This window comes from Roseomonas sp. 18066, from assembly GCF_902706185.1.
Classification (GTDB): domain Bacteria; phylum Pseudomonadota; class Alphaproteobacteria; order Acetobacterales; family Acetobacteraceae; genus Pseudoroseomonas.
The window spans coordinates 18,258-36,515 of record NZ_CACSJM010000017.1 but is presented as its reverse complement, the minus strand read 5'-3'; the positions used below and the strand labels follow the sequence as shown (position 1 = coordinate 36,515).

General features: G+C 61.5%; 23 protein-coding genes. 11 read left to right on the top strand and 12 right to left on the bottom strand.

Features of this window, described 5'->3' with window-relative positions:
* The first annotated feature begins 1,160 nt into the window (after nucleotides 1-1,160).
* The gene (locus GVN67_RS05630) at nucleotides 1,161-1,514 is read left to right on the top strand and encodes a hypothetical protein (RefSeq protein ID WP_159993671.1); all 354 of its coding nucleotides are present in this window, start codon (nucleotides 1,161-1,163) and stop codon (nucleotides 1,512-1,514) included.
* 128 nt (nucleotides 1,515-1,642) lie between these two features.
* Here GVN67_RS05630 and GVN67_RS05625 read toward each other — a convergent pair whose 3' ends face one another.
* From GVN67_RS05625 to GVN67_RS05605, 5 genes are all read right to left on the bottom strand, one after another.
* Nucleotides 1,643-2,623 carry a WcbI family polysaccharide biosynthesis putative acetyltransferase gene (locus GVN67_RS05625; protein WP_159993669.1) on the bottom strand — a complete coding sequence of 327 codons (981 nt, stop codon included), beginning with the start codon at nucleotides 2,621-2,623 and terminating at the stop codon, nucleotides 1,643-1,645.
* On the bottom strand, nucleotides 2,620-3,750 hold the full coding sequence (locus GVN67_RS05620; protein WP_159993667.1) for a GSCFA domain-containing protein: 1,131 nt from the start codon (nucleotides 3,748-3,750) through the stop codon (nucleotides 2,620-2,622). The genes GVN67_RS05625 and GVN67_RS05620 overlap by 4 nt, the downstream gene beginning before the upstream one ends.
* Nucleotides 3,751-4,261: 511 nt before the next feature.
* On the bottom strand, nucleotides 4,262-4,552 hold the full coding sequence (locus GVN67_RS05615; RefSeq protein ID WP_159993665.1) for an addiction module antidote protein: 291 nt from the start codon (nucleotides 4,550-4,552) through the stop codon (nucleotides 4,262-4,264).
* 2 nt (nucleotides 4,553-4,554) lie between these two features.
* On the bottom strand, nucleotides 4,555-4,851 hold the full coding sequence (locus tag GVN67_RS05610; protein WP_159993693.1) for a type II toxin-antitoxin system RelE/ParE family toxin: 297 nt from the start codon (nucleotides 4,849-4,851) through the stop codon (nucleotides 4,555-4,557).
* A 245-nt stretch (nucleotides 4,852-5,096) separates the two neighbouring features.
* On the bottom strand, nucleotides 5,097-5,327 hold the full coding sequence (locus tag GVN67_RS05605; RefSeq protein ID WP_200845142.1) for a hypothetical protein: 231 nt from the start codon (nucleotides 5,325-5,327) through the stop codon (nucleotides 5,097-5,099).
* Here GVN67_RS05605 and GVN67_RS05600 point away from each other — a divergent pair.
* Nucleotides 5,279-5,638 (top strand): transposase, encoded by a 360-nt coding sequence (locus GVN67_RS05600; RefSeq protein WP_159993661.1) that lies wholly within the window; start codon nucleotides 5,279-5,281, stop codon nucleotides 5,636-5,638. The two genes, GVN67_RS05605 and GVN67_RS05600, sit on opposite strands and share 49 nt — an antisense overlap.
* Nucleotides 5,639-5,658: 20 nt before the next feature.
* Here GVN67_RS05600 and GVN67_RS05595 read toward each other — a convergent pair whose 3' ends face one another.
* The 3 genes from GVN67_RS05595 to GVN67_RS05585 all read right to left on the bottom strand — a co-directional run bounded on the left by GVN67_RS05595 (nucleotide 5,659) and on the right by GVN67_RS05585 (nucleotide 7,808).
* Complete coding sequence (locus tag GVN67_RS05595; RefSeq protein WP_159993659.1) at nucleotides 5,659-6,729, bottom strand: hypothetical protein; 1,071 nt, start codon at nucleotides 6,727-6,729, stop codon at nucleotides 5,659-5,661.
* A gap of 532 nt (nucleotides 6,730-7,261) precedes the next feature.
* Nucleotides 7,262-7,564: a hypothetical protein gene (locus GVN67_RS05590; protein WP_159993657.1), complete on the bottom strand. Its 303-nt coding sequence runs from the start codon at nucleotides 7,562-7,564 to the stop codon at nucleotides 7,262-7,264.
* Between the two features lie 4 nt (nucleotides 7,565-7,568).
* Nucleotides 7,569-7,808: a hypothetical protein gene (locus GVN67_RS05585; RefSeq protein WP_159993656.1), complete on the bottom strand. Its 240-nt coding sequence runs from the start codon at nucleotides 7,806-7,808 to the stop codon at nucleotides 7,569-7,571.
* Nucleotides 7,809-8,075: 267 nt separating this feature from the next.
* On the opposite strand from GVN67_RS05585, the gene GVN67_RS05580 reads away from it, so the two are divergent.
* The 3 genes from GVN67_RS05580 (at nucleotide 8,076) to GVN67_RS30530 (ending at nucleotide 13,933) form a co-directional block, all read left to right on the top strand.
* Nucleotides 8,076-9,143 (top strand): hypothetical protein, encoded by a 1,068-nt coding sequence (locus GVN67_RS05580; RefSeq protein ID WP_159993654.1) that lies wholly within the window; start codon nucleotides 8,076-8,078, stop codon nucleotides 9,141-9,143.
* A 652-nt stretch (nucleotides 9,144-9,795) separates the two neighbouring features.
* On the top strand, nucleotides 9,796-13,275 hold the full coding sequence (locus GVN67_RS05575) for a toprim domain-containing protein (protein WP_159993652.1): 3,480 nt from the start codon (nucleotides 9,796-9,798) through the stop codon (nucleotides 13,273-13,275).
* A gap of 193 nt (nucleotides 13,276-13,468) precedes the next feature.
* Nucleotides 13,469-13,933, top strand: coding sequence for a hypothetical protein (locus GVN67_RS30530; protein WP_368667224.1), 465 nt, complete (start codon nucleotides 13,469-13,471; stop codon nucleotides 13,931-13,933).
* Here GVN67_RS30530 and GVN67_RS05570 read toward each other — a convergent pair.
* The 3 genes from GVN67_RS05570 to GVN67_RS05565 all read right to left on the bottom strand — a co-directional run bounded on the left by GVN67_RS05570 (nucleotide 13,877) and on the right by GVN67_RS05565 (nucleotide 14,704).
* Nucleotides 13,877-14,251 (bottom strand): hypothetical protein, encoded by a 375-nt coding sequence (locus GVN67_RS05570; protein ID WP_159993650.1) that lies wholly within the window; start codon nucleotides 14,249-14,251, stop codon nucleotides 13,877-13,879. The genes GVN67_RS30530 and GVN67_RS05570 overlap by 57 nt on opposite strands.
* A gap of 3 nt (nucleotides 14,252-14,254) precedes the next feature.
* Nucleotides 14,255-14,386, bottom strand: coding sequence for a hypothetical protein (locus GVN67_RS30310; RefSeq protein WP_255430370.1), 132 nt, complete (start codon nucleotides 14,384-14,386; stop codon nucleotides 14,255-14,257).
* 93 nt (nucleotides 14,387-14,479) lie between these two features.
* Nucleotides 14,480-14,704, bottom strand: coding sequence for a hypothetical protein (locus GVN67_RS05565; protein WP_159993648.1), 225 nt, complete (start codon nucleotides 14,702-14,704; stop codon nucleotides 14,480-14,482).
* A gap of 144 nt (nucleotides 14,705-14,848) precedes the next feature.
* Here GVN67_RS05565 and GVN67_RS05560 point away from each other — a divergent pair, with 144 nt between their 5' ends.
* The 4 genes from GVN67_RS05560 to GVN67_RS05545 all read left to right on the top strand — a co-directional run bounded on the left by GVN67_RS05560 (nucleotide 14,849) and on the right by GVN67_RS05545 (nucleotide 17,079).
* Nucleotides 14,849-15,061 (top strand): hypothetical protein, encoded by a 213-nt coding sequence (locus tag GVN67_RS05560; RefSeq protein WP_159993646.1) that lies wholly within the window; start codon nucleotides 14,849-14,851, stop codon nucleotides 15,059-15,061.
* Nucleotides 15,062-15,248: 187 nt separating this feature from the next.
* Nucleotides 15,249-15,902, top strand: a complete 654-nt coding sequence (locus GVN67_RS05555; RefSeq protein ID WP_159993644.1) for a ParA family protein — start codon at nucleotides 15,249-15,251, stop codon at nucleotides 15,900-15,902.
* Nucleotides 15,877-16,128, top strand: coding sequence for a hypothetical protein (locus GVN67_RS05550; protein WP_159993642.1), 252 nt, complete (start codon nucleotides 15,877-15,879; stop codon nucleotides 16,126-16,128). Before GVN67_RS05555 ends, GVN67_RS05550 begins: the two co-directional genes overlap by 26 nt.
* Before the next feature lie 348 nt (nucleotides 16,129-16,476).
* Nucleotides 16,477-17,079, top strand: a complete 603-nt coding sequence (locus GVN67_RS05545; protein WP_159993640.1) for a hypothetical protein — start codon at nucleotides 16,477-16,479, stop codon at nucleotides 17,077-17,079.
* An 80-nt stretch (nucleotides 17,080-17,159) separates the two neighbouring features.
* Here GVN67_RS05545 and GVN67_RS30305 read toward each other — a convergent pair whose 3' ends face one another.
* The gene (locus GVN67_RS30305) at nucleotides 17,160-17,285 is read right to left on the bottom strand and encodes a hypothetical protein (protein WP_255430369.1); all 126 of its coding nucleotides are present in this window, start codon (nucleotides 17,283-17,285) and stop codon (nucleotides 17,160-17,162) included.
* Nucleotides 17,286-17,499: 214 nt separating this feature from the next.
* Here GVN67_RS30305 and GVN67_RS05540 point away from each other — a divergent pair, with 214 nt between their 5' ends.
* A complete protein-coding gene (locus GVN67_RS05540; protein WP_159993638.1) occupies nucleotides 17,500-17,859 on the top strand; it encodes a hypothetical protein in 360 nt (119 codons plus the stop codon).
* A 4-nt stretch (nucleotides 17,860-17,863) separates the two neighbouring features.
* On the top strand, nucleotides 17,864-18,256 hold the full coding sequence (locus tag GVN67_RS05535; RefSeq protein WP_159993636.1) for a LexA family transcriptional regulator: 393 nt from the start codon (nucleotides 17,864-17,866) through the stop codon (nucleotides 18,254-18,256).
* The last annotated feature ends 2 nt before the right edge of the window (nucleotides 18,257-18,258 follow it).

Here is an 18,258-nt window from a genome sequence, read left to right as displayed (position 1 = left end):
TCCGCGCTGATGTACCGAGGCTGCCCGTACGCTTGATCAGCACTGATTGTTTCCTGTGCAGCGCCGCATTTCCATCAAGCCAAGGTGACTGTGATCTGGCGTGATGCGATGCCATCGCGGAAGCATTGTCAAAGGGGAGGCCATGTGCGCGCATTCATTGTGGCGGCCGGAATCGGTCTTCTTCTGATGGCGCCAGCGGGCGCCCAGGACCTAAACACGCTAAACCGCCACCTCGAGCATCAGCAATGGCAGCGGTCGCAGGACCACCAGAACCGTGCCCGCAGCCAGCGGCCAGGTCCTCGCTCCGGCGAGAACCGCACTGTGCGACCGCGCTGCTCCGCCGATGCGCTGCCACCTGCAGAGCGCCGCCGTCTCGAGATCGAATATGCCCGGCGGGCGCGGGCAGAAGGCCGCGCGAGCGCCGATCTGTGGATCCGCGGGGAAGGTCAGCGCTTCCGCCGTGACCTCGAGGCACGTGGCCTGTGTTGAGGCGCCTTCCCATGCACGGCGAGCCTGCCCGCCACTGTGCCGGTCTCCTTGCCCCCGACAACTGCGGTGAGGGTTAGTACATATGCCAACGCGTCACGGCACAACAGGAACCGCTATAGTTGCGGAAGGCGATAGACGGCACCTTCCGAACGCTGATCGACCAGTCGCTGACCGCCAACTAGTGCGCCAGCGCTGTGCAGATGTTCGTGACCGGCGCGTCGCCGTAGATCGTTGGCCTGGTATCCCCCAGCGTTGCAGGAGCAGTTTGCGCGTGCGGTTCTGATTCGCCCCTACCGCCGGCACGAGGCTGTCCGGTTAGTTAGCTGACATTAGGGGTAGATTGCTCCAGGTGTCGCGCATCGCCCCGGCCTGAAGAGAACCAGCACATCTTCCGCGGCGAAGAGCAGAGTGCGTTCGGCACCCTGCCGGACAGCATAGTCCCCATCCTTGCGGCGATAGCGCAGATCCCGCGCGGCAACCCTTAGCGGCAAAGCGCCGCCTGTGCCCGCCCGGTCTGAGGGGGCCACACACTCCTCAGACACGCTACGTAGGCTAACTTGATCTCGGCCTTATTAGTCATCTTGCGATGCCGGAATGATTGTGTTTAAGCTTCGCGACGGGAGTGGTACCCTCTTTTTCGTGAGGACAGGGTGAAGAAAAATCATGCAGTCTTGCGGCAGCAGCGCATCCTTGTGGCGGAGGACAGCTTTTTTCTCGCCACCCATGTTACCGACATTCTTACCGACGCCGGCGCCGAAATTGTTGGACCGGTTTCCTGCATCAGCGAGGCGCTACGAGCGCTGTCGATAGTCGACGTGCAAATGGCAGTGTTTAATGACGTGCTGCGCGGCCCCATGCGGGCCGACCCTCTGGCCGCGGCACTTATCATGCTGCGGGTCCCTTTTGTGAGGCTGAGCCTGGCCCCAGCCCCACTAATCGGGGGGCCGCCAGCCATCCAGTGGCCATTCGCCCCGGACACGCTGCTAGACAACTTGGCAGAGCTCCTCACCAGCGCCGATCGATGAAGTCATCATGTGTGCGATCGCTTCCCCAGCAGGGAAGTGTGCATCTCGCCGTCGATGCACTCCAGTTTGGATTGGAACGGCTCGGCGCAACGAGGACTGACGCATCGCCAGCTACCGGCATACAAAGGCTAAGCAGAAATAGGGATAGCCTTATGCGCCGGGCCATGGCCGCCGATGCAATCCAAAGTGCTTGGATCCTTTCCAGCACGGACTTCCATTCGAATGAACTGAACGGCTCGCGCAATCTTGGCCTTTGATCTCGAAATCTCAGCCAACTCAGCAGGAAAGCTTGAAAAATGCGAGAACGAAGCTTCGACGAATTCAGACAGGTTATGAACCTTAAGAGCGCTCCCATCAGGCGGCGGCAAAGCTCGCCGGAAAAGCAAGCATCCTCTTACGCCAACGCGAGATCCGAGTTCCGGGTAGACCGGCCACACGGGATGATTGATTAAGCGATCGCCTAGCGTGTCCCCAAGCTCAGGCGAGACGTCGTCGATCAAATCGAGTTTTCTCAGAATCGCATGGCAAAGATCCGAAATTGCGTAGGCCTTCGGATGAATTGGGGTGTGCATAAATGATCGGCCAGACCATTCATTGAGAATGCTGCTCCCATCGAGACCAAAGGCGCATAGCTGCTTGATCAGCCCCTTCGAGGCGCTATGAAACTCGGAGAAGTATCCAAGTCGGGAATAGACGTAGCTATTGAACAGTCGAACCGTGCGCTCAACGGATAGGCCTTCGCAGAAGGCAGCAGCTGCTAATGCTGACGAGCATACGCCAAGAGGTCCGACGCTAGGATTTCCCTTAGGCTTACTGATGTAAACGAAGTCGGGCTGATATCCGGTGAAGGCTAGGCTGGGCATTAGATGGACGTTTGAGTGAATCGCTTGGAGCAATGCGCTTTTCTGAAGCGGCCCAAAGCGGGCTTCCTGGATAGGGTGAATGAGCGCCACATCGAAGCTCGGTAGTGAGGCTGCAATTGTCTCGGCCTTCGCAGCGGTTGCTGACGACGCCGAGGAATAATGAACGATCTCGGCCTTCGGCAGCCAGATCTGCGTGGCATCTCGGAAGGCAGATGTCTGACAATTGCCGACGATCAGAATTCTCATTCTCTGTTGCCCAGCACGCTTCTCTCAATCTCTTCTTCATCGCAAATGATGAGGGAAGCCTCAGCCTGCTCGTCAGCAACAGCCTTTTCCGCTGTGGCGACGGCGGTATCCGTCATGCCTCTTTGTACGTCTGACAAAGCCGGATCGACCTGTGCATCCGACGAGGCAATGCCAATGTCTTTCGTCTCTCGCATCATATGGCGGCTGAAAACGGCCATGACGGCCTCCACGCCTTCTGGTGTGACCGTCCTGAGGTCTTCACCGTAGTAGCTGCCTCGCGCTTGGGGCCCGGTGATAATCTCAAAGGATGGGAAATACATGACGTCACCGTAGACGTCGGCAACCTCTTGTGCAGCAACCCTCAGAACTGATTTGCTATAGGTATTGGCTGAAAGGACGTGTTTTCCTGAGTAGGTTGCTACAAGCGGAACAGGCGACACGGTGAGGATGATTTTTGCATTCGGATTCACCTGGCGAAGCTTGTCGATAAAGGCCGAAAGATCGCCTGATACCTGAGAAGCCTTGAAGTTGACGAAGGCATAATCGCCGTCGCCTCGTCCTTCGCCGACGACGCCAGGAGCAAGCGGATAAACCGCGCCATCAAGCTTGCTGACCCATGCTTCTGTCAGACCAAGTGTGAAAATGAACACCCGGCATTTTTCAAAGACCTTGCGGATAGCGGCAAAATGGGGAACTCGGTGCTGCCGAACGGCATCCGGATTAGCAAAGCCATCTTCTACCAGGCGAGGACGAAAAGCATCGATGTATCTCCCGTCTTCTCGGCGCCATACGTCGTCGATGGGGTCAAACAGACCATAGGCCCGGTCGAAGGTCTGCAGCAGCTGCCGGCAGGTGTAGATATTGCCATAGCGTGCTGAAAAGAGATCATAGCCGTGTGGATCAGCAAGGCCGGCCGTACTTCTCTCGGCGCACAGATAGGAAAAACCATTGCGATCGAGGTGCCGGGCAATGTGCTGGGCAAAGCAACTGCCCGCGGTCGCCACGGCATCAGTCGCATTGATAGAGAATTCGGGCGTGGTAAGCGGAGCCACAAGCGCTTCTGGATTTCGAGGAACCGCACGAGACCAAAAGGCGTAATCGGGTAAGCCTCGATATGGGTTCTTCATCGCGCATCTCCCGCTCAGCCCAGGATAATGGGCCTATAAAATGATGCAACGTGGGAATTAACTGGGCCGCTGCACCTTGTAGTTGCCCATCAGGCGTCTTCCGGGCGTTGTTAGTGATTCCGGTGGCAGACGGGACGTTGAGTGCGCCGAAGGAGCGCGACGGTCCAGCGGCAGGCCTTAGTAGCGATGCATGCGGCCTCTGCCAGAAGGGTATTGTCTGGCACGCTGCAGATGATCACCGAGCCCTGCCGCAGGTGCCCTTGCGTCTTCAACCGGCCAGGCCTCTGCCTGGATCTTCGCCTCCAAACACGCCCGTATTGCCGCGGTCATGGCCTGACTGGCGCTGCTTGTGGTGGCCAGGCCTTCCGCGTGGTGCCACCTCTACCCTGTCCGATATCCGAACAGTAGCTATCAGGGGTCATACCCCCGGCACACGGGTGCATTGATGTATGGAGAGGCCACTCGCATATCCCCGCAACGTCCTCTGATGGGCGGGGGGCAGTACGCTGAATCAGGCGCTTGTTGGGGTAACTGACAACCGCAGCCCCATGGCAGCCAACACCTTCGTGATGGTCGCCAGTTCTGGGTTTCCCTTGCCGCTGAGGGTTCGATAGAGGCTTACGCGCGACACGCCGGCCTCCCGGGCAATGACGGTCATGCCGCGGGCCCGAGCGATAGTGCCAATGGCCTCTGCCATGGCCGCTGCATCTCCCTCGGCCATGATCTCGGACAGGTAAGCGGCCTGGGCTTCGGGGGTGTCCAGAAGCTCGGCAGCGTCGAATGCGATAGTCTCGGTTGCCATGCTCAGTTCTCCAAATCCTCTGCCATAGCCTTCGCCTCGGCGATGTCCTGACTTTGGCTACCCTTATCCCCGCCGCACAGCAGGATCACCACCACGGCGCCCCGCTGGACAAAATACAGGCGATATCCAGGACCGTGGTCGATGCGCAATTCTGACACTCCGTTGCCCACCGCCTTCACGTCACCCAGGTTGCCGCGCCTCACCCGGTCGATCCGAGCAGCGATGCGGGCCTTGGCCACGGGATCCCGCAGGCTAGTCGCCCAACTTTGGAAGTCCCGTGTCTGCCGAACCTCAATCATGTGTAGTATATAAGCTACGCTTCGGTAGTGGGCAAGCATTTCGGGTGCCGAGCGATGATGAGGGCGTCTGGGGTGCAAGCATGAGGCTTTCTCCTCGACACTGGGGGATCCGGCCGCCGCCCGAGGCCGTGCTCGAGCAGCTGCGCCACCTGTCGGCCACCGGCAGCGTCGAGCTCTGGTCTGAGCCGGATCAGCTACGACAGCTTCCAATGCCCGTCCAGCGCGTCCAGCGCTTGGCGGACGCGCTAGGCTGGCGCCGGCTCCTGCAGCACCACGGCATCCCGCACAGCCGTGGCGTGCTGCGGGCCAAGGCGTTTCTGCACCACCTCCAGCCAGCCGCGGTAATCCTGCCAGGCGCGTTGCGCGGCCAGATACTCGTCGTGGCTGAGGTGCCGCAGGCCTTCCCTGTGCCCATTGCCATAGCCCCGTGGCATTTCCATCACCGGCCGGGCATCGCGATAGGTGCTGGCCAGCACCTCGGCCGCCTGCAGCTGCAGCTCCGCCCGCAGCGAATGCGGGCCCGGCGCTCCTCGCCACCTGCTGGAGCCATGTCCGACGCCGGTTCTACGACCTCGCGCAGAGCAAAGCGGCCCCGATCGCCGAGGAAACCCTGCGGCGCGTCGCTGCCCTCTACGCCATCGAAGTGGAAATCCGCAGCCAGCCGCCGCCGCAGCGCTTGGCGACGCGCGCCAACCGGAGCAGCACTCTCGTCCATAACCTGTTCGGTTGGTTCGCGCAGCAGCTGGCGCGCCGGTGTCGCCTTGGCCATCTATGGGGCTGGCCATAACGCTGCATCAGTCCGCTCGCTCAGTGCGCGCCTGTGTCGTTGAGCCAGCGCGACCTGTAATCGCTAGCAAACAGGCCATCGATCGGGTTCAGGTCGTAGGTGGCAGTGCCACCCGCCGCACGGAAGTTCTCCGCCCGGAGTGCAGCCCAGAAAAGTGCCAGCTCCCGATCAATGGTGCAGAATGCGGGCGGTGCCTCCGGGAACAACGCCACGGCAGTCAGATAAATCTCCAGCGCGCGCAGGTCGGCCAAGGCGTTATAGGCGTCGCCAGCAGTGTACCCGTTAGGTTTGAACTTTAGGACACCACGGGCGTGGGCGTGCTCCTGCTTGGCCGTCACAACGCTGAGTGCTGCCAGGACGACGAGACTGCGTCGCGCCACGCCGTGGCGATCAGCAGCTTCCAGCACCATCAGCCAAGCCGCTTCCTTACGTGCAGCCGAGACGGGATTTTCCAGATGAGGAGCCAGTTCAATTAGAAAGCGGCTTCGATCTCCCAAGGAGCCAGCGGTGTTGGCCGCAATTCGGGAGACCCCCTCGATCATGTCCTCCCCTGCCGCTATCCTTGCCTTAGGCAGCGCCTTCGCAAGCTTAGCCGCCGTAGTTTCCACCAAGCGTCGGATGTCGTCGAGCGTAGGTTCCGCCCTGCTGTCCCCCTCGATTGCGCACAGCGCCGGATTGATGATGACATTCTGGTCTTCGAGGAAATCAAGAAAGTCTGGTGCCCGGCCCTTGCTAGACCCGTCTACGAAACGCGACAGGATCTCAGTGGCGACGTTGCGATCGATAAGGAGAGTTGCGTCGCCTCCTTTGCCGGCGAGCGTCGATGGGAGCCACCCGCCAGGGACGAGGCTGACAGCGTCCGATGTGAAGGGGCTATTGAGCTCGAATGCTGCCCGAAGATACTGACCGGCGGCTATTCCGGGATGGTCACTAGACACGACGCAACCGCCCAACGAGATCGGCAGCAGAACATCGCCCCTTGGCCGGTTAGTGCGCAGCGTCTCGTAGTCCAGAGGTGTGAAACGGACGTCCGTCATCGATAGGCGCCGGCCTGTTTCCACCTCCTCGTGGACAACGATCCTGTTGGACACCGGCTGAGCTCCCCTGCGCCTCGTTATGGCCATGGTTCTAAGGCTGTTATGAACCTAATGCCAGGACCGCGGCCCGCTTGTTCCAGGTCGCCAGCGGCTAATGGCGCAGGCCTGGGTCGAGCCGCGTCAGCCGGTCCAGTGGCAGACCCGGCAGATGCAGGGCGAGGTAGCGGCCTGGTCACGCCGATCGCATCCAATGGGCGGGAACGGCTCGGATCTCGCAGCCCTGGAGCTCTACCACCCAGGACCCCTGCCGGCCGCCGCAGCAACGCAGCAGGTCAAGTTGCCAGCGAGGCTCGGCCGCCGGGTCGGGGAGAGAAGCCGCCCGCCAGCGCGTCTTGCGGCCGTAGGCCCCTGCCCTGCCGTCTCGGTGCGCAGCACCGCTCACTACCCTCCACGACCAGCTGCAGGCGTCTTGAGGCGCTCTTGTCGAGCTGGTCGAGGCGCAGCACCACGCCACCAAGGGCCGGGCAGCGCAGAGCCTCCGCCATGGCCCAGAGACCGTCGGCCGGGGTGCGGTAGCGGGCCAGGATCAAGCGGCCAACCAAGCCGAGCTACTGAAGCCCGGGCGCCCAGACCGGCTCGGGCTGCGCGGCGAGATCCAGAGGACGGTGCCGCGCGTCCGCATCAGCAGTAGCGCGCAGAAGGCCAGGCCAGCGCCCACGTCAGCCGCCTGCACCTCGTGCAGAGCCCCGCGAGCCAGGCCGCCGCCCGGCAGATGCCGGTCAAGGCTGAAGCCCAGCGACAGCGGGGAAACAGAGATGCTGGTATTGCCCTGCTCAATCCTGGCGAGCTGAGCCCTGAGATCGTCCAGGACGGCTGCCGGTGCGGGCATGAGGCTATCCGGCGCTGTGCAGTCGTGAGGGCGGCCGCTTCATCACGACGTAGCCGGACCGGGCAAGATGCTGGACCAAGCGCTCGGCAGCTAGGCTGGCCACCAGTTGCCCGCCGGAAGGTCTGGGCTTGCCGCGCTCGTCGTAGCGCAGCGCGTAAGCCAGGGCATCGGCCAGCTCCTCGGGCGATGCCTCCGAAAGGTTGGCAGGCAGCGGTTCAGGTGACGTGGGTACATAGTCGGCCATGGAGGGAAGGCTAGAATAGGGATGGAACATATCAAGAACATGAATCGTTAGCGTGGCCACTTAAATCCTAATTGCTTTCGGACCAATGGTCTAATCGTGGCGACCGGGGAACGCTACCGCTACCGAAAGTGACGACATTGAGCAAAGACGAACGAATGCCCTATGATGTCCAACAACAAAAAGTTTAGGGAAATAAAGTAAAAATGACAGATGTTTCCTATTTAATTCAACAAGGCGTTTTTCCTACAATATTTGGAGCTTAAAATAATGCACTTGAATGAATCACTCAAAGATCAAGCATCGTCGTACAAATTATTTATTGAAGCGGTTGACCGTCTTACTACTGCCGCGAAAGCCGATGGTACATGTGACGCCGACTTGGCACTGCTAAAGCGCGACGTCACCGCCACTCAGAAGGCCATGGAAAGCGTCGCCAAATGTGCTGATGCAGTTGCTCATCGGGCTGGGGAGCAAGGCGCCAAGCCACTCGACATACCAATGTCCCAAGACCACACGGGATGGCTACGCTTAGCTGACGCACCTGCATTCCTGGCACAGCGCCTTGGTAAGTGCGCGCAGCACATTCGCGAAGCGCTAATCGATGCTCTCCGGACGGCGGCGTTGAAGCACCGCATTGCGGGATGGAACGGCGATAAGCGTCAATGGGGTCATATGCGCAACGCGCCCTTCTCTCCTGGAGAAGGAGGCTCTCGTTTGCCTGCCGGTTGTGACGAGACAATCTACACCATCGGGGAAGACTGCTTCTTTATAGCTAAGGTCTACAGCTGGACATCTGCGCCCATCGATTGGGAAGCAGGCACCGTTGCCAATTTCCTCGGCCATCGAAGCCCAATCGAGATCGAGCGCACCGCGCTTTTTGCATGGGCGGATAAGGCGATGGACGCGTTGTCAGACGTCAAGCCATTCCCTGCCGCATTGGAAGATCAGGCTGTAGCAGATGCCGTCGGTCGAGATGCTGAGCCGACGATTGAGCCCTTCCTTCAGCCACATACAACCGCGCCCACGACATTGAGGACCGCAATACTTCCTAAACCTGAGGCAACGGCTCACCTCCAAGATGGCCACAGCGTGCCTAAAAGAGCCCCCGCAACGGTTCGCGACGACATTGCTCGCAAATGGCTGCAGGGCTGGGTTCAAAAATTTGCTGAGCTGAATGGCCGCAAACATTTCATCAAGGAGGTATTGCCCGTCATGCAGCAACTTGGATTTCAGGAGCGTGTGATCCGTCGTGCCCACCGTTCGTTGCCAAGCGCTCTAAAGCAGCCAGCTCTCAATCCAGGTAACCGCTGCGGCCACCTCACTGCTGACTGCTGACTGCCTACTGACTGCTTACTGCATGCCTTCGACTGCGTGCCTTCTGAGAATCCATAGCTGGCCCTGACAGCGCATGTCGCGCTGTTGCACAGAGGGGCAGCCAATGTCCGCGTATCTGACTGAGGAAGAGTTTTCCAAGCGATACAATGTCGCCCGTCGTACGGCGGCACGCTGGCGCGTGAGCGGCGATGGACCGCCCTTCGTGCGCCTTGGCCCACGCCGGATCAGTTATCGTCTTGCGGACTGTGAGCTATGGGCCGCGGCACGTACGCATGCGCATCGCGCTGCTGAGCAAAAGAAAAGCTCGACCCCATAAACCCGCGCGGCGCTAGGCCGACGCGGGGTAGGCACTATTGCTGGTGAAGTCTGAACGCTTACCACCATAGGGCCGCGCCGTGTTCTTAGCCAGCTTCCGCTAAGTCACAGGCCAACCAAATGACGCGGAATAGCGGTGCAGCCGATGAGCTGCACACGGATGGCTCGTCATGACCGGCAGCCAAAGCAGCAACACGGCGTCCAGCACGCACATCGACGCTCTCGACAACGCTGAGAATGCGACGCTGGGGAGGGATGCCATCGGGATGGCGGGCAAAGCCACTGCCCCTTCGCATAGCCCGATGCCAAGCCTCTTGTTGTCCGTGAGGCTCATCACGTGAAGCGAGATCACGATGATCAGCTGACGGAGGTCAAGCGACGCCTAACGGATCGCATCGATGAACTAGCGGAGGAGCTTTTCGGCCCTCCAGCCCGGGACACTCGCAACCAAAAACAATGGGGGTGGGACAAATCGGGCGGCTTGTTCGTCGTCATGCGTGGTCCGAAGCGTGGAAGCTTCTTCCACCATGCCGGCGGTAAGGGCGGCGGCCCACTCCATCTCATCATGTTCGCGCAAGGCGTAGATTTTTCTCGTGCACTCGCCTGGGCCAAGTCCTGGCTCGGCATTGGCAATACTGGCGCGCGCCCGCCATCCATCGATCCTGCAGTGTTGCAGGAACGCCAGCGCAAGCGACAGGCAGACGAAGCTCATACAGTCGCCTCTGAACGTCACCGTATTGGCCGAGCACAAAGCACTTGGCGCTACTCGGATCCGATCGATGGCACCATCGCCGAGCTCTATTTAACACAGACCCGCGGCGTCCTCAGGCCTCGAGGTGGATGGCCGCGTGAGGCTGTTCGCTTCCATCGGGGAAGCTGCGCCCTTGTCGTCGCGATGACGAGCGAAGATGGAGAAGTGCGCGCAGTTCAGAGAATCTATCTGACGTCCGCAGGTACGAAGATCTCCGCAGAAGAGGCGAAGCAGAGAGGCTTGCCAGGCGCGAAGCAGACGACTGGCGTCATGGCCGGTGCCATGGTGCGTCTACCTGCCACGAAGAGCGGACCGCTTCTGATCGCAGAGGGGCCAGAAACCGCTTTGAGCGTCTGGAGCGCTACAGGCTACGAGACCTGGGCTGCCCTTGGCGCTGTCGCAAAGATCGCGCCGCCCATTGGTCGATCGCTCATCATCTGCGCCGACGACGACAATCCAAGCTCTTCGGCGGCTGGGAGGCTTCGGGAAGCTTTAGAGGGCTGGAAAGAGGAAGGCCAGGATGTTGCAGTAGCATACCCCTGGCCCGAACCTCGCCACGACAAAAGCGACTTCAACGACGCTATCAAAGAAGCTGGCGAAGCGGCAGTGCGGCACCGCATCGCCTGTGCCGCACCCGTCGTCCTCACCCCCACAACACCGCATTACCCTCGCCCGCGACTGTCTGGAGCGCAGGCCAGTGCCAAGCTGCAGCGTGTGATGCGCGCGTTTTTCGATAGGGTCGAGCGTCAGATTGAAGCCCGCGACTGGATCGATGTTGAAGCAGACCGCCTCAGTTCCTCGGTAGAGGCAGCTATCTACGCCCGACATAGGGCCAAGCTATTGTTGGACGGAGTTTCTTCCCAGGATGCCGATGATGCGGCCGCTGTATACGCGGAGAAGACTGCCCCTGGATCCGCAAGGCAGCGCGCGCGCAGGGCTGCCCGCATTCGTTTTGGTAAACGAGCGCTGGGTGCAGCACCACGAATTCAAATCGCCGCTGCTGCAGGCTTAGGAAAGACCTCGGCCATCATCGCCGAGATCCTACGGCGTCCCAAGCTTTGGCACCGCAACATCTACATCTACGCAAAGGACCTAGCACTGTGCAACGACTTCGAAGAGAGGTTTGCAAAAGCGGCGCGTGACACGATCCCACTCGACGTCGTGATGCGGCCAAGGGTGCTCGTCATCCGTGGTCGGCAAACCCGAGGGATGTGCAAACGCCGCGAGGTTGCAGAAGCCGCTTCGCGCGCTGGTTGCTCCTCAGTATTTGGAACAGTGTGCCATACGCATGCCGTCGGAAGCCGGCCGGAAAGTTTCTGTCCCTATTGGGAGTGGTGTCGGAAGGAAGGGTATATCGCCCAGTTTCTTGACAGTGGTCCAGCCATCCGCGTGATGGCTCAGCACCGCCTTGGTATTGCGCAACCTTCACAATTGGCGATGCCGCCGCCCGACCTTGTTATCGTTGACGAAGGCGCAATCAACCCTCTAGTCGAATCCAGCATTATCGAACCGTCGGATGTTGTCGCTCCGACAACCTACGATTGCGAAATAGGTGAAGGGCATCTCGTGCAAGAGGCGCTGGATGTAGCGGCTCATGTTCGGCGCGGCTTACAGGCCAGTGAAGGCGTTGTAGACGCACTGCGGGCTGCGGATATAGATCCTGCTTTGCTCCAGAGCGCTTCGAAGGCCGCTGTACTGAGCGCGGAGAAGGCGCAACCTGCTGTAGACGCCGGCTTCGATGACGAGCGTGCGCTGCATGTTCTGCAGCGTCATAAGCAGCATCCAGGTCAGGCCATTGCAGAGATGTTCAATGCTATCGCCCGCGACCTAAGAGCGGAGCGCAAAGATTGTGTGGCGGTTGAATGGGATGCTGAGGCCACGGCGCATCGTGAGGATGGCAGCATCGTGCCACACCCAGTTATTCGTCTGCACCAACGTCGGCTTGCCCTAGGTGCGCCATCTAACACGCCGTTGGTTTTGATTGATGCGGATGCTGAATTTCAGATCAATCAGAAGCTCTTTGGAGCTGATCTGAGAAATTTTTCTATCCCCGCTGTCCGGATCTGCTCCGTAACGCAAATCTCGGACCACTCTTTGGCAAAGAGTTCCCTAGCTCCTGGGAAAAAGCTTCCGAACAACTTGGACAAGGCTGTGCGGCTGTTAGACCGCATCGCTGATTTTGTAAAGCGAGAGACCGGGCCTGGCATCAAGGTGCTGGTGATTACCTCACGAGAAGTCCGGCTGGCGCTAACAGGCGAAGAAGACACCTCCGACTTGCCGATCTCGCTTTCTTGGCATGGTGCGACTGTGACCCATTTTGGTCGGCACCTCGGCAGTGACCAGTGGCGCGACTATGACACCATCATCGTCATCGGCCGGGAGCAGCCTCCCCTCAAGCACGCCGAACGCACTGCTCGCGGTATCTGGGGCGATGATACCCAGTTCCCACCACTTGATCTGCCTGGGACATACGGCTCCGAAGAGCGCCGTCACGACCTACGTCATGGCAGGGCGCCTGCCGTTAAAGTGCAGGTGCACCCCTGTCCACGCGTACAGGCGATCATGGAGTTGACGCGCGAGCGGGGCGTAGGGCAGGCAATCGATCGCCTGAGGTTGCTCTTTCGAACGCCGGACCGGCCCGCTCGGGTGATCGTGCTGACTAATCTGCCCGTGCCTGGCCTGATAGTGGATGAGCTACTGACGCTCGATGAGGTGTTGGAGGGCGGCACGACAGTGGAGCGGGCCTTGCGCGACTTACCAGGCGGGGTCCTGCCGCTGTCTTCAGCCTGGCTGTCCAGGCAGTTGTCGAACCTGTTCCCGTCGGAGAGGACTGCCCGAAGGGAGGTTGAGAAAGCCCTGTATAAGTGGCCACTCGGCAATAAGAATATATATTGCGAAGTGGCCACTTATACGTGCCCCGGGCAGCGCCGGCCGTCCAAAGCCTTGATACGCCCTGACGTTGCTGATCCGCAGGCTCAGCTTGCAGGGTTGTTGAAGAGCGAGATCACGACTTTCCGTCTGGTTCGTGACGAGGCGGCTGATGCAGAAGTTTTGGAGCCACCATGACAAGCAGAGTTCTCCCGCGTTTCCGACCAAGATCAGGATATATTCAGATTTCGCGACGGATCTGGATCAAAGGCTAACTCAGATGCTTGGGCCGTGTAGAAATTGGACAATTAGAAGGTTTTATCTGATTCCATTATTTTCGGTAGTGCTGTAAATTACTTCTTTTCTCATACAGACATAGGGAGACCTCCCCGTGACCGGCAAAGCTATCTTGCGCCCTTCCCGGCCCACGGGCCGCCCGAGTGCCTACCGCACGGAGGTCGTTGAGAGGATTTTGCAGCGTATGGCCGCTGGCGAGACCCTTACCTCCATTTGCCGAGATCGGGGCATGCCAGCGCATAGCACGGTCCGGCTTTGGGCAGCCGAGGACCGAAATGGCTTTTCGGCGCAGTACGCACGGGCGCGTGAGGCCCAGGCCCATGCCCTGGCGGAAGCCGCCCTTGATGAGGCGATGACTGCCACGGGAGACGCGCAGCTTGCCCGGTTGCGCTTCGATGCAGCCAGGTGGTTCGTGTCCAAGATGCTACCCAAGGTTTACGGCCCGAAGGCTGAAGCCGAGGCAGTAACGTTGGACAACCCTCTGGTCGCCCTATTGCAGAATCTAAAGGGAAGCGCCCTCAAGCCCGTTCATCTCATCGATGGCGAAGCTGATCAGTAGATCAACGCCTTGCCAACGACCTGAGGTCGGGTGGGACTGGTGGCGGTCGGGCCGGATGGTCGGGCTGTCGGTCAGGACCAGACGCAATAGGCCGGCGGTGGTCATGTTGTAGTTGATCAGCGCGAACTGGCTAATCAGCGACGGCCGGCCGCAGTCGACGCGGAACTGCGTGCTGGCAAGGTTCACGTCGACCGTGCGGGCGACCCGCTCCGGATCCTGGCTGGTCAGGTTCGGCAGCGGCAAGGGCGGCCGCCACGCGCCGCCGCTGTAGGCGCCCGCTTCCGTCGGCGGGCTCCTCAGCACAGATGCATTGGCCACGGATTATCCCCAAAGGGTGAGGCTGTGCGTATCGCTCTCGGCGTCGCGGTTCAGCTCGGTGACGACGAAGTTGCGCCCGGCCGGCAGGCCGAAGCGCGAATGGCTGAGCCGCTCGGCGGCGCTACGGGAAGGCATGGGGGATCGCCTCGAGCATGAGGTGGAACGGCTGGGGGGTGGCGCGCAGCGCCGGCGCCGCCCTGGCTGTGCCGGCGGGCATCAGGCGGCCTGCTATCCGCCGCGGCCTGCGGCGTCCTGCACCCGGGCGCGCAGAGCGCCCAGCAGGCGCTTGGCATCGCCGAGCATGTCCATGGTCTCGGCCTCGATGCGAGCCGCGTCATCGGCGCACATTTTGCCGTCGCGCAGGCCGTCCAGGATGGCGGCATGCACGTCGGACACCTCGCGCGACCACTCGGCGAGGCAGGCTAGGAGATCCTCGCCGCTGGCCTTCTGCATTGGTGAGGTAGGCCTGACCACCAGCCAGATCAGCGATGTCCACAACAATCACACGCCGCCGTCGCCGGCGGTGCTGACCGCGCTCGGCTTAGCCAGGCTGGAGCGCTTCCGTGTGTCGCCGGTGAAGAAGAAGGAAACCGCGGCATGAGCCACGAGCGCAGCAGTCAGATGCAGGAGGCCATCGCTTGTGCGCTTCGCTTCCGCGAGAAGATGCCGAACACCATGGCGGCGGGCTTTGCCGCCATGGACACCGCCGCATCCATCATGAACGTCGTCGCCGCAGCCGGCCTGACCCTCGAGCAAGCCAGCACCCTGAATCCGGAATTGCCTCCCTTGCTCCAATCCAGCCATTTGTAACCATGATTGCGTGGTTACAACCGTGGTTGCATGGTTACAGGCATGGTTGTCTGGTTGCTTGATACACGTGCTGGACGCCCGGGCCTCCTCATCGCGTTCCCCCGACAACAGAAAAGCATCTTGGTCTTGCGACAACCAGGGTTGCATGGTTACAACCATGGTTGCTTGTAACCATGCAAGGTGACCTGTGCAGACCATCGTGATCGCAAGCCAAAAGGGGGGCGTGGGGAAAACAACTCTGACCGGCCACCTGGCCGTCGAGGCGGAGCGACAGGGCATAAGCCCCGTCGCGGTTATCGATACTGATCCGCAGGCAGGCCTCTCGGGTTGGTTCCGCGTCCGCGAACCGGAAACGCCTGTCCTGGTCCGCATCCTGCCGGAAGGGCTGGCAGCGACGCTGCAGCGGCTCGAGCAGAGCGGCGTGCAGCTGTGCATCATCGACACTCCCCCGGCCATCACGGAGAGCATCGCTGCGACCGTGGCACTCGCTGACCTGGTCGTCATTCCGGCGAAGCCGAGCCCGCATGATCTTCGGGCAGTGGGCGCGACCGTCGACTTGGTCGAGCAGGCCGGGCGTCCCATGGTCTTCGTCATCAACCAGGCGATCAGCCGCTCGAAACTGAAAACCGACGCGATCCGGGCGCTGAGCCAGCATGGCACCTTGGCACCCGTCGAGATCCACAACCGCGTCGACTTTGCGGCCTCGATGACCGATGGCCGCACGGCCGGAGAGCTCGACCCGCATTCGGCCAGCGGCGCCGAAATTGCGCAGCTTTGGACCTATATCGCTGACCGCCTCGCTCGGAGAAAACGCTATGGCCTCGCCGCCCGCGCGTCTTGATGCATCACTTCTTGTCCGCAAAGAGGACGTGCCCACTAGGGTGGAGCCGCCGAAGCCCGACCCGGCGCCGGCCGCGCCGGCTACCCAGGCTCGGGAAGGGCTAACAATCCGCATCCTCGCTTCGGATAACGAGCGCCTGCGGACGCTAGCGTTCAAGTCGCGCCAGTCGAAGCAGGCGCTGCTTGATGAAGCCATCCGCCAGTATCTGGACAAAATGGGGGCCTGACGGACGTGCCCCGTGCAGCCGCACGGGGCATTGTAACCATGGTTAATTGCAACCAACCAAGTAACCAATAAACCGCTGAACCATGTAACCATGTAACCATGGTTGTAACCGGTAAAGCTCTGAATTTATTAGCTTGTCATGTAAAGCGTGGCCGGGGATGGTGACCGTGCCGCGCACCGTGCACGGCCTTGATTCGCCCAGAAATAGAAAGGGCCGGCCCAGCAGCAGAGCTACCAGACCGACCCCTTCAAAACCGAACCGTAGCCCGGGTGTGTGAGAACTCCAGGCTACGACCCTGCTCGGAAAACCGCAAGCGCGCGGTGAGGGGTATCTGCGTCTAAAATCCTGGTGCTGGGCTGGCAGATCGCCATGCCCATCCGACAATCTGCGCCCGCTCGCTGGGGCTCGGTCGCGGTCGCAACTTGGCAACGCCAGCGGCTGGGCCACGCCGACCGCGTGCGGCTGATGGATGCGGCACGCCGGCGCGAGCGCGCGACCAGGCAGCCTGGCAGTGGCCGCCACGGCGGCGAGCTGCTGCAGAGCGGCCTGCGCGTGCTGTGGGCGTTGCTCTACCGCGGCTGGGGGCGCGCCGGCGCCTGTGACCCGTCCATCGGCCAGATCGCCGAAGCTGCCGTCTTGGCGCGCTCCACGACGCAGGAGGCGCTCGATCGCTTGGAAGCCGCTGGCATCCTACTGCGGATCCGCCGCGGCTTGGTGGTTGGGCGCCGCTGGTGCCAGGTGACCAGCGCCTACCTGTTCCGGGCGCCGGCGGCCTGGCTGCCAGCAAGCGATACCGGAAGCCGGTCACCCTTAGGTTCAGAAGATAAATCTCAGGGGGAAGAAGTGCTGTGGGATGGCAGCGCAAGCCTTTCGCCGGCGCCCGACGCCGCCTGGATACAAGCTTGCCTGGCACGTTGGGGCCTGGAGGAGGCGCCAGCCAGGGCAGGGTAGGGGGGAAGGCAGGCTCAGCAGCGCGCCGCGGTTGCACACGCGAGGCCCGAAGGCTGCCGCGCATGCCCCGCGTTCCGACGCTACTGGTAGCCGCCTGTCTTCTCGCGCTCCTTGGCGGCGTCGGCTTGCGCTTGCTCGTCAACCGGCTTGGTTTCCGGCTTCTGGTCGCCCTGCTGCTCGGGCGTCTTCTTGTCGTCGTCGCTCATGCTTCGGGACCTTTCCTCTAACCATGAAAGAACGTCGCCCAGACCTGGGGGTTCCCCGCCTCGCCGGCGGCGTCGCGGACAAACAGAAAAGCCAAGTCTGCGCTCTTCGCCTCAAACGCAAAGAAAGCTCCGTCTCACCTTCCGCTTGTTCTCTTTACGTTCTCCTTTTACCATGGGCCACGCGCGCCTGCCGGCGCTTGCTTTGGAGACGCCTATGGCTCGCAAGAGTATCCGCCCGCCCGCCGAACCTCGGCCCGAGCCCATCAAGACGCAGGTGGCGCTGAAGCGCCTGGCCGATCTGGCCAGCAAGCCGGTGGCCCCAGACAGAATCCGCCGCGAGGTCGAAGGCATGGTCAAAGCCTGGCTCGAGGGCGCCGGCGACGAGCGGCGGATCGAGCTGCGCGAGAAGCTCGAGGAGATGGGTGGTGAGCTGGGCGACGGCGTCGAAGCCGCGGCCGAGGCCCTGGGCGACCTGGACAACGAAGATCTGGCCGGCAAGCGTCACGCCACAGCGGCACTGCAGGCGCTGCGCGCCGCCCAGGATGCGCTGGTGCAGGCGCGCACCAGCCTCTGATGCCATGGGCCAGAAGGAACCTCCCGGCGGATATACCGGCGCCGAGACCACCGGCTTCGTCTCGCCGGCGGGCGACAGCCTGGAAGGCCCCATCGATCTAGAGACCGCGCTCGATCTGCGCCGGCCCAACCGCTACCTAGTCCGCGTCTCCGGCGACGCGCTGCGCGAGCACGGCATCCTGTCCGACGACATCCTGGTCACTGACGCCGCGGTGCCGCCCCGGGTGGGCGCCGTCGCCATCGTCATGCTGCATGGCGAGGTGGTGGTGGCGCGCCTGGCGCTGAAGGACGGCACTTGGTGGCTGCAATCCGGCCGGCGTGGCCGGCATAACGTCGCTGTGCCCGAGGATGCCGAGATCTGGGGTGTCGCGACGGCGCTCGTCCGCGACAGGATGTAGCG

Excerpts from the sequence above, each read along its gene's own strand:
- GVN67_RS05590 (WP_159993657.1), bottom strand. The coding sequence starts at position 7,564 with ATGCCCGCACCGGCAGCCGTCCTGGACGATCTCAGGGCTCAGCTCGCC.
- GVN67_RS05615 (WP_159993665.1), bottom strand. The coding sequence starts at position 4,552 with ATGGCAACCGAGACTATCGCATTCGACGCTGCCGAGCTTCTGGACACC.
- GVN67_RS05625 (WP_159993669.1), bottom strand. The coding sequence starts at position 2,623 with ATGAGAATTCTGATCGTCGGCAATTGTCAGACATCTGCCTTCCGAGAT.
- GVN67_RS05540 (WP_159993638.1), top strand. The coding sequence starts at position 17,500 with ATGGCTCGCAAGAGTATCCGCCCGCCCGCCGAACCTCGGCCCGAGCCC.
- GVN67_RS05565 (WP_159993648.1), bottom strand. The coding sequence starts at position 14,704 with ATGCAGAAGGCCAGCGGCGAGGATCTCCTAGCCTGCCTCGCCGAGTGG.
- GVN67_RS05560 (WP_159993646.1), top strand. The coding sequence starts at position 14,849 with ATGAGCCACGAGCGCAGCAGTCAGATGCAGGAGGCCATCGCTTGTGCG.
- GVN67_RS05585 (WP_159993656.1), bottom strand. The coding sequence starts at position 7,808 with ATGGCCGACTATGTACCCACGTCACCTGAACCGCTGCCTGCCAACCTT.
- GVN67_RS05535 (WP_159993636.1), top strand. The coding sequence starts at position 17,864 with ATGGGCCAGAAGGAACCTCCCGGCGGATATACCGGCGCCGAGACCACC.
- GVN67_RS05550 (WP_159993642.1), top strand. The coding sequence starts at position 15,877 with ATGGCCTCGCCGCCCGCGCGTCTTGATGCATCACTTCTTGTCCGCAAA.
- GVN67_RS05620 (WP_159993667.1), bottom strand. The coding sequence starts at position 3,750 with ATGAAGAACCCATATCGAGGCTTACCCGATTACGCCTTTTGGTCTCGT.
- GVN67_RS05580 (WP_159993654.1), top strand. The coding sequence starts at position 8,076 with ATGCACTTGAATGAATCACTCAAAGATCAAGCATCGTCGTACAAATTA.
- GVN67_RS30305 (WP_255430369.1), bottom strand. The coding sequence starts at position 17,285 with ATGAGCGACGACGACAAGAAGACGCCCGAGCAGCAGGGCGACCAGAAG.
- GVN67_RS30310 (WP_255430370.1), bottom strand. The coding sequence starts at position 14,386 with ATGCCTTCCCGTAGCGCCGCCGAGCGGCTCAGCCATTCGCGCTTCGGC.
- GVN67_RS05610 (WP_159993693.1), bottom strand. The coding sequence starts at position 4,851 with ATGATTGAGGTTCGGCAGACACGGGACTTCCAAAGTTGGGCGACTAGC.